Genomic DNA, 915 nt, shown 5'->3' on the forward strand with positions numbered 1-915 from the left:
CACGCTTGTCGCTTCGCGTACTACGCTGCCCCCCCGAGGGGGCTGTGCTTGCTTGGGGCGGCCCGGCGCGGCGCACGGCCCTTCCCCGGATGAACGCGATCATGTTGCCACTCCCATTAAATTCAGTTCGGTGGCTTCTCGGGCCGRCTTTTTGTTCATGACATCCAGGAACACATCTTCCAGGTCGGCCTTGCGGATTTCAACGTCTTCCGCAACCAGCCCCGCTTCGCGGATGGCCGCCAGGTATTGTTCGATTTCATGGGCGTTGTGCGCCGGAAACTGCACGATGCGCCCGGTGATACGGGCCTGCGCGGCCAGGTGCACCGGCAATTCGCTGTCGATCTTGAAGCGCAGCACATTGGAGGACGCCGCCTTGAGCAGCTCGGAAGTCTGGGCCAACGCCACCACCCGCCCCTGCTTGAGCATGGCGATGCGGCTGCACAGGGCCTCAGCTTCTTCGAGGTAGTGCGTGGTGAGCAGCACCGTGCTGCCCTGCTTGTTGAGTTTGGCGATGAACTGCCACAGCGTCTGGCGCAGTTCGACATCAACGCCAGCAGTGGGCTCGTCCAGCACGATGACCTGCGGCTTGTGCACCAGCGCCTGCGCCACCAGCACGCGGCGCTTCATGCCGCCGGAGAGCTGGCGCATGTTGGCATTGGCTTTGTCGGCCAGCCCCAGGCTGACGAGCAGCTCGTCGATCCAGTCGTCGTTGCGTTTGATGCCGAAATAGCCGGACTGGATGCGCAGCGCCTCGCGCACGGAGAAAAAGGGGTCGAACACCAGTTCCTGGGGTACGACGCCGAGCTTTCGCCTTGCATTGGCATAGTCGGTGAGCACGTCGCTGCCATGCACCAGGACCTGGCCGCTGCTGGCGCGCGAAAGGCCGGCGAGTATGCTGATGAGAGAGGTTTTGCC

The 915-nt window shown here is 63.3% G+C and carries 1 protein-coding gene; it reads right to left on the reverse strand.

Annotated elements, in window-relative coordinates:
• Positions 1–99: 99 nt before the first annotated feature.
• On the reverse strand, positions 100–915 hold an 816-nt coding region (locus tag AC1D1X_RS24515), incomplete at its 5' end, for an ABC transporter ATP-binding protein (RefSeq protein WP_477699515.1).

It is taken from the genome of Polaromonas sp. P1_G4 (assembly GCF_056405475.1).